This window comes from Saccharopolyspora sp. (assembly GCF_017434145.1).
GTDB classification, from domain to species: Bacteria; Actinomycetota; Actinomycetes; order Mycobacteriales; family Pseudonocardiaceae; genus Saccharopolyspora_C; species Saccharopolyspora_C galaxeae.
The window spans coordinates 1-7,515 of sequence record NZ_JAFRFW010000983.1; the positions used below are offsets into that span (position 1 = coordinate 1).

Here is a 7,515-nt window from a genome sequence, read left to right on the forward strand (position 1 = left end):
AGGGCCGCCCGCGGAATCCGCGGACGGCCCTGTCGCCGGTTGGTCAGGTCAGGCGCCGAGGCGCTGCTTGAGCGCCTCGAACTCGTCGCGCATCGAGGTCGGCAGGTCGTCACCGATGGTGTCGAACCACTCCTCGATCAGCGGCAGCTCGGACTTCCACTCCTCGACGTCGACGTGCAGCGCGGTGTCCACGTCCGCGCGCGGGGTGTCCAGCCCGGACAGGTCGATCTGGTCGCCCGCGGGCACCCGCCCGATCGCGGTGTCCTCCGCGGCCGCGTTGCCCTCGATCCGGTCGACGATCCACTTGAGCACCCGGGAGTTCTCCCCGAAACCGGGCCACACGATCTTCTTGCCGGACTCGTCGCGGCGGAACCAGTTCACGTAGAAGATCCGCGGCAGCTTGGAGGCGTCGGCCTCCTTGCCCACGTTGACCCAGTGCTGGAAGTAGTCGCCGACGTTGTAGCCGATGAACGGCAGCATGGCCATCGGGTCGCGGCGCACCTCGCCGACCTTGCCGGCGGCCGCGGCGGTCTTCTCCGAGGACAGCGTGGCGCCCATGAACACGCCGTGCTGCCAGTCGAACGCCTCGTTGACCAGCGGAACCGTGGTCTTGCGGCGGCCACCGAACAGGATCGCCGAGATCGGCACGCCCTGCGGGTCGTCCCACTCCGGCGCCAGGATCGGGCACTGCGACATCGGCGTGCAGTAGCGGGAGTTCGGGTGCGCGGCCTTCTCCTCGGAGTCCGGCGTCCAGTCCCGCTGCTTCCAGTCGGTGAGGTGCTGGGGCTCGCCCTCGTGGTCCTCCCACCACACGTCGCCGTCGTCGGTGAGCGCGACGTTGGTGAACAGCGAGTTGCCCTTCTCGATGGTGCGCATCGCGTTCGGGTTGGTCTTCCAGTTGGTGCCGGGCGCGACGCCGAAGAAGCCGGCCTCCGGGTTCACCGCGTACAGCCTGCCGTCGTCGCCGAAGCGCATCCACGCGATGTCGTCGCCGAGGGTCTCGACCTTCCAGCCCGGGATGGTCGGTTCCAGCATCGCCAGGTTCGTCTTGCCGCAGGCCGACGGGAACGCCGCGGCGACGTAGTGGACCTTGTTCTCCGGGGAGATCAGTTTGAGGATCAGCATGTGCTCGGCGAGCCAGCCCTCGTCCCGGGCCATCGCCGAGGCGATCCGCAGCGAGTAGCACTTCTTGCCCAGCAGCGCGTTGCCGCCGTAGCCGGAGCCGAAGCTCCAGATCATCCGCTCCTCGGGGAAGTGCGTGATGTACTTGGTGTCGTTGCAGGGCCACGGCACGTCCTGCTGGCCCGGCTCCAACGGGGCGCCCACCGAGTGCAGGGCCGGTACGAAGTCACCGTCGGTGCCCAGCTTGTCCAGCACCTTCGAGCCCATCCGGGTCATGATGTGCATCGAGGTGACGACGTAGGCGGTGTCGGTGATCTCCACGCCCAGCTTCGGCTCGTCGGCGTCCAGCGGTCCCATGCAGAACGGGATGACGTACATGGTGCGACCGCGCATCGAGCCCCGGTAGAGCTCGGTCATGATCGCCTTCATCTCGTCGGGCTGCATCCAGTTGTTCGTCACGCCCGAGTCCTTGCGTTCCCGGGAGCAGATGAACGTGCGCTCCTCGACGCGCGCCACGTCGCTGGGGTCCGATGCGGCCCAGAAGGAATTCGGCTTCTTCTCCAGCCGTTCGAAGGTGCCCGCCGCGACCAGCTCGTCGGTCAGCCGGTTCCACTCCTCTTGCGAGCCGTCGCACCACACCACACGGTCGGGCGTGGTCAGCTCGGCGACCTCGCGCACCCACGACAGCAGGCGCTCGTGCGTGGTCGGTGCCTGGTCGAGACCGGGGATGGTCAATGCGGTCATCGCGTCGTGTCTCCTGACTGGGCGCCACAGCCCGGAATCCGGACCGGCGGCGACGGTGCCACCGGCGTGTTCAGAGAATGCTCCGCCCCGCCCGCGGAGAACGGGCGGTGCGGAAAAGGGATGCATCGAGGCTAACGGTGCCGGGCGCTCGCAATGGAGATCAGCTGTGTCGGTTCTCTCACAGGAACGATAAGGGGATCGATTCAGAACCACTTCGACGCATAGGTCTAGACGAAAATTCGGCCGTGCCGAGCCGATGATGACCAAGGATTTCCGGCGAAGCGGACAGTCGTGCGAACGACGGGTGACGCGGGATCGACCACCGGATGGCGGTTGCCCGGGCCGCGCACGCCCGCGGGCACCGCGCTCAACCGCCGGGTGGAACGCGAAGTCGTTCCACCGGGCCGGGTTTGCCGAAGTAGAAACCTTGCGCCTCGTCGCAGTCGAGCGCGCGCAGCACCTCGAGCTGCGCAGCCGTCTCGACGCCTTCCGCGACCACGACCACGCCCAGCGAGTGCGCCATCGCGATGATGCTGCTGACGATGGTGTGCAGCTCGTGCGAACCGGCGAGGTCGGTGACGAACGAGCGGTCGACCTTGAGGCTGTCCAGCGGCAACCGCCGCAGCTGGGCCAGCGAGGAGTACCCGGTCCCGAAGTCGTCGATCGCCAGGTGCACTCCTAGATCGCGCAACCCGGTCAGGATTCCCGCGGCCCCCGCGGGATCCTGCATGATCACGTTCTCGGTGATCTCCAGGCACAGCGTGTGCGCGGGCAGGCCGGTCTCCGCGAGCGACTGCCGGACGAGGGCGGGCAGGTGCGGGTCGTTGAGCTGGCGCGGCGAGAGGTTCGCGTTCAGCCGCAGCTCGCCGCCGCGGCGCTCGCGTTCGGCGGCGAGCTGGCGCAGTGCGGTGCGCAGCATGTGCGCGCCGATCGAGTTGATCAGCTCGCTCTGTTCGGCCAGCGGGATGAACTCGGCCGGGGAAACCGTGCCGTGGTCCGGGTGCCGCCAGCGCAACAGTCCCTCCACCGCGACGGTTCCTTCGGTGCGCAGGTCGACGATCGGTTGGTAGGCGACCCAGAGCTGGTCCTGCGCAACGGCGTGCCGCAGGTCCTGCTCCAAGAGCATGTGCCGCTGCACCCGTTCCCGGAGTTCGACGTCGAAGAACGCGTGGCCACCGCCGCCCCGCGCTTTGGCCCGATACATGGCGACGTCCGCGTCCCGCAGCACGTCCGGACCGTCCCGCCCGTCGTCCGGCAGCGAGACCAGCACTCCGATGCTGCCGTTCACGTGCAGCGGCCTGCCCTCCACGTGGATCGGCCGGGTCAGTTCCCGCAGCAGGCGGTCGCTGAGCGCGGCGAGCGCGCCGTGGTCGGGTTCGTCCAGGACCAGCACCACGAACTCGTCCCCGCCCAGCCTGCCGACCTGAGCCCCTTCCGGCACCGCCCGCACCAGCCGTGCCCCGACGGTGCGCAGCACTTCGTCACCGGCAGCGTGCCCGAGCGAATCGTTGATGAGCTTGAAGTTGTCCAGGTCGACGAACAGCACGGCGATCGGGTGCGTCCGCGAGTCGTCCGCCCAGTGGCGCAGCACCTGCGTGCGGTTGGCCAGGTCGGTGAGCGGGTCGTGGGTGGCCTGGTACTCCAAGCGCTCCCGCGCGGCCCGGGTCTCGGTGACGTCGGTGAACGAGACGACCACCGCGTGCGGAGCCGTTTCCTGCGGGTTCAGCGCTCGCGAGGTGACCGCGAGCCACACGTTGCGACCGTCGGCCCGCTCGAAGCACACGACGCGGGAGTTCACCGGCTCCCCGGTCTGCTGCGTCGGCATCGCCAGGTGGTTGCGCCGCAGCACCGCCCCGGACTCGTCGTGCACCGGCCAGGCCGCGGGCGATGAGCCGACGATCTCGGACTCGGACGCGCCGAAGACCTGCTGCGCCGCCGGGTTGGCCGACTCGATGGTGCCGGTCTGGCCGACCACGAGCACGCCCTCGTCGAGCGCTGCGACGACGGTGGCGAAGTCCTGTTCGGCCCGCCGCCGCTCCGCTTCCTCGTGCCGGGCCAGGTCCTGCTGCATCTGCGCGATCCGGCGGGTTTCGCTCAGTATCCGGGCGCGCATCGTCTCGACGGCGCGGGCGAGCGTGGTCAGCTCCGACGGTCCCGTCTCGCGGACCTGCCGGTCGAGGTCCCCTTCGGCCACCTGGTCGACGTCGGACACCAGCGCGCGCAGCGGTCTCGTGAGCGATCTGCGCAGCATCAGGACCACTACGGCGGCGACGACGAAGGCGACCAGCACCGTGGCCGTGGTCAACCAGGTGGCCGTGGCGCGCGCGGCCGATGCCTTGGCGGATTCGTCCGAGGCCAGCTGGCCGATCCGGGTGTGCAGCTCGGCCAGTTCGGTGCGCAGCGTGTCGAACTGGTGCGGCGACTGCTCCGGCCCGCCCGGACTGGGCCTGCCCTCGACTTGCGGTCGTGCGGACTGCTCGCGCCATGCGCGGGCGGCCGCCTGGACGCTGTCCAGCAGCTGCATCGTCGTCGGGTCGTCGGCGAGCTGCAGATCGATGATCCCGGTCAGCCGCGCCGCGTCCGCCTGCGCATCGCGGTAGGTGCGCAGGAACGACGGATCACGGGTGAGCAGGTAGCCGCCCAGTGCGTTGGACTGGTCCGAGTAGGCAGTGCTCAGCTCGGTGACGGCCGTTTCGGCCGGGAGGATGACGGTGGTCAGCCGGGTGGTCGCGGCTCCGGCCTGCTGCCAGAACCCGAGGGTCGACGCGGCTACGACGCCGATCAGCAACACGAGGACGGCGACCAGCAGGTGGACCCGTCGCACCAGCGAGGACCGTGCGCGCCGTAGCCAGGCCACGGCCGCAGCGTAAGTGCCGAGCGATTCGCGGGCGACTCGCGCTCGCCGCGATCGGGAACGGCGCGATCGGGATGACGTGGCCGGGCGAGCCGTCGCCGCGGGCGCGCGGCGTCAGGCCCAGGCGGTGCCCGGAGCGGGCCGCGCGGCGGGTCCGTCGGCAGGCGCGGGCGGCGGATCGAAGGTCCAGGTCGCGTCGTCGGTCGCGACGGCAGGCGGATGCGGTTCGGCGGTGTAGCGGCCGTTGTGGTCCAGGTGGCCCTGCTCGACGAGCGTCCACTGCCCGTCGCCGGTGTGCTGGGTGATGGTGACCTCGCCCGCGTCGCCGATCTCCACCAGCTGGTCGGCCGAGCCGTCTCCGTCCACGTCGGTGGCCAGCAGCGTCGCGGTGCCGGTGGTGACCACCGCGGTGTCCGGGTTCCCGTCGTTGTCGGTGTCCTCGGTGGCCGGGCCGATCGGCCGGTCGCCGTGCGGCGTGTCGACCACCATCGGCTGCTCGTCCTGCGGCGGGGCGGGGTGTTGTTCGGGCCGTTCGGCGACCCAGTCGCCGGAGGCCGGCTCGAACCGGGCTTGACCCGTGACGGTGCCGTCGGCGCGCACGGTCTGCATGACGTCGGCGTCGCCGTCGGCGTTCTCGTCGATGTAGGCGACGTGGCCGTCGTCGGTCAGCACGGTCACGGTGTCGTCCACGCCGTCGCCATCGAGGTCGTAGTTCGCCTCTGCGGTGTACTCCTGCCCTTCGACGGTGACCTTGATGTCGCCGTCGCCCGCACCGGTCTCCTCGATGTACATGCGCCCCTCGATTCGGCTAGCTGCCACCGTGCGTTCAACTCCTGCGACGCAGCGTAGAGCGCGGCGGTTCCACCGCGACACCCGATCGGCGCGATCGAGCCGGTGACGGCGGGAATCCACCCGGTGTCCGGCGGTGTTCGCCATGACATGGCCAAGGCTGTTGTCGCCACCGGCTTCGGTGGCCCAGAGAATCTGTCCGTCGTCGACGTCGACGTGCCCGACCCCGGACCGGGGCAGGTGACGGTCGAGCCCCGGGCGATCGGGGTGAACCCGATCGACTTCAAGCTCTACAGCGGCGCGTTCGGGGAGGATCCCGGGAAGCTGCCGATGCGGCTCGGGCACGAACTGGCCGGTGTGGTCACCGCCGCCGGGCCGGACGCCCACGGCAAGGACGGGCCGCTCGCGGTCGGCGACGAGGTGGTCGTGCACCCGGCACCCGGTGCGTACGCGAGCGCGGTGACGGTCTCGGCGGCGAACGCCGTGTCCAAGCCCGCCGAGGTGTCCTGGCAAGACGCCGCCGGGCTGCTGCTGGCCGGATCGACCGCCGTGCACATGCTTTCGCTGACCGGCACGCCGCACGGCAAGACGCTGCTGGTGCACGGTGTTTCCGGCGCGGTCGGGCTGCTGGCCGCGCAGCTGGCGCTGGAAGCGGGGTCCGAAGTGGTCGGCACCGCGGGCGAGTCGCGGCACGCCGCGCTGCGCGAGCGCGGGATCACGCCGGTCGCCTACGGTCCCGGACTGACCGATCGGGTGCGCGCCGCGGCACCGTCCGAGGTCGTCGGCGTGGTCGACGCGGTCGGTACCGACGAGGCGATCGACACCTCGCTGGAACTGGTGGATCCGGAGCGGATCGTCACCGCGGCCGCGTTCCACCGGGCCGACGACGGGATCAAGCCGGTGGGTGGCGGCCCCGGCGCGGACCCGGGCACCGAGGTCCGCGGCAACGCGTGGCGGCGGCTGTTCCAGCTCGCCGCGCAGGGGCGGCTGGAGTTGCCGATCGCGCGGACGTTCCCGCTCACCGAGGCGGCCGAGGCGCATCGGCTCTCGATCGACGGCCACCCCGGCGGAAAGCTCGTGCTGCTGCCCTGATCCGCTTCCGGTGCGCGCGGTCCGCCCGGGCCGTGCGCACCGCGCGTCATTCGGCGTGGTCGCGCAAGGCGCGCACGGAGCGCAGCAGTTGCTCGGCGCGGTCGCGGCCCGCCTGGGCCTCCTGGAGCCTGCGGTTCGCGGTCCGCAGCCGGTCGCCGCGTTCGGCGGCGTCCATCTTCAGCGCCTTGTCGACCTCCCGAACCTGCTCGTCGATCGACTCGATGCGCCTGCTCAGCGCGTCGTCCAGGGCCAGCGACAACTGCTGCTCGGCGTCGATGAGCTGCTCGGAGACCAGTTGGTCCAGCGCGGAACGCGCGTCCGCGATCGCCTCGGTGAGCCACTGCTTGAAGTGCTGCTTGTCCGCCGCGTGCTTGCGGGTGCGCGCCATCCACCACCCGGCGCCGAGCCCGAGCACGATCGTCACCGGCAGCACCACCGGGTTCAGCACCGCCACCCCGACCCCGGCCAGCGGCATCGCCGCGGCCCGGCCGAGCCCCAGCCCGCCGGACACGCCCATGAACACCAGCAGCTTGTCCTCCGCGGTCGGCGGTCGCTTGTCCGGCGGGCGCAGCGCGATCGGCGACTGCGCGCCGCGGGCGAACTGGGAGCGGATCACGTCCAGCTCCTCCGCGGAGAACAGCTCCGCCAGCGCGACCTCGGCGACCTTCGCCAGCCGCGCGGACAGCAGCGCCGAGACCCGCGAGGACACCATCTGCAGCGCCGCGTCGACCTGCGCGGGCAGTTCGCCGAGGGTGACCCGGGCGGCGCCGTCGATGGTGCGGCGGAACCAGCTCTGCACCTCGCGCATCTGCCGGGTCACCTCGTGACCTGCTTCCACCCGGGTGCGCTGGATCTCGCCGCGCAGCTTCACCTGCCAGCCGCGGGTGGCGGAGCGGCGGGTGGCGGCGAGTTCG

Annotated in this window: 4 protein-coding genes and 1 pseudogene; 1 reads left to right on the forward strand and 4 read right to left on the reverse strand. The window is 71.0% G+C overall.

The features are described 5' to 3' along the window. Positions 1 to 48: 48 nt before the first annotated feature. From IJH84_RS26685 to IJH84_RS26695, 3 genes are all read right to left on the reverse strand, one after another. A complete protein-coding gene (locus IJH84_RS26685) occupies positions 49 to 1,866 on the reverse strand; it encodes a phosphoenolpyruvate carboxykinase (GTP) (protein ID WP_200067949.1) in 1,818 nt (605 codons plus the stop codon). A 367-nt stretch (positions 1,867 to 2,233) separates the two neighbouring features. Then, positions 2,234 to 4,690 (reverse strand): EAL domain-containing protein, encoded by a 2,457-nt coding sequence (locus IJH84_RS26690; RefSeq protein WP_295150392.1) that lies wholly within the window; start codon positions 4,688 to 4,690, stop codon positions 2,234 to 2,236. Positions 4,691 to 4,834: 144 nt separating this feature from the next. Continuing rightward, on the reverse strand, positions 4,835 to 5,539 hold the full coding sequence (locus IJH84_RS26695) for a DUF6802 family protein (RefSeq protein ID WP_295150395.1): 705 nt from the start codon (positions 5,537 to 5,539) through the stop codon (positions 4,835 to 4,837). Between the two features lie 120 nt (positions 5,540 to 5,659). On the opposite strand from IJH84_RS26695, the gene IJH84_RS26700 reads away from it, so the two are divergent. Beyond that, positions 5,660 to 6,601, forward strand: a complete 942-nt coding sequence (locus tag IJH84_RS26700) for an NADP-dependent oxidoreductase (RefSeq protein ID WP_200067946.1) — start codon at positions 5,660 to 5,662, stop codon at positions 6,599 to 6,601. Positions 6,602 to 6,647: 46 nt separating this feature from the next. Here the strand turns inward: IJH84_RS26700 and IJH84_RS26705 are convergent. After that, positions 6,648 to 7,515 (reverse strand): annotated as a pseudogene (locus tag IJH84_RS26705) (dynamin); the annotation flags it as partial.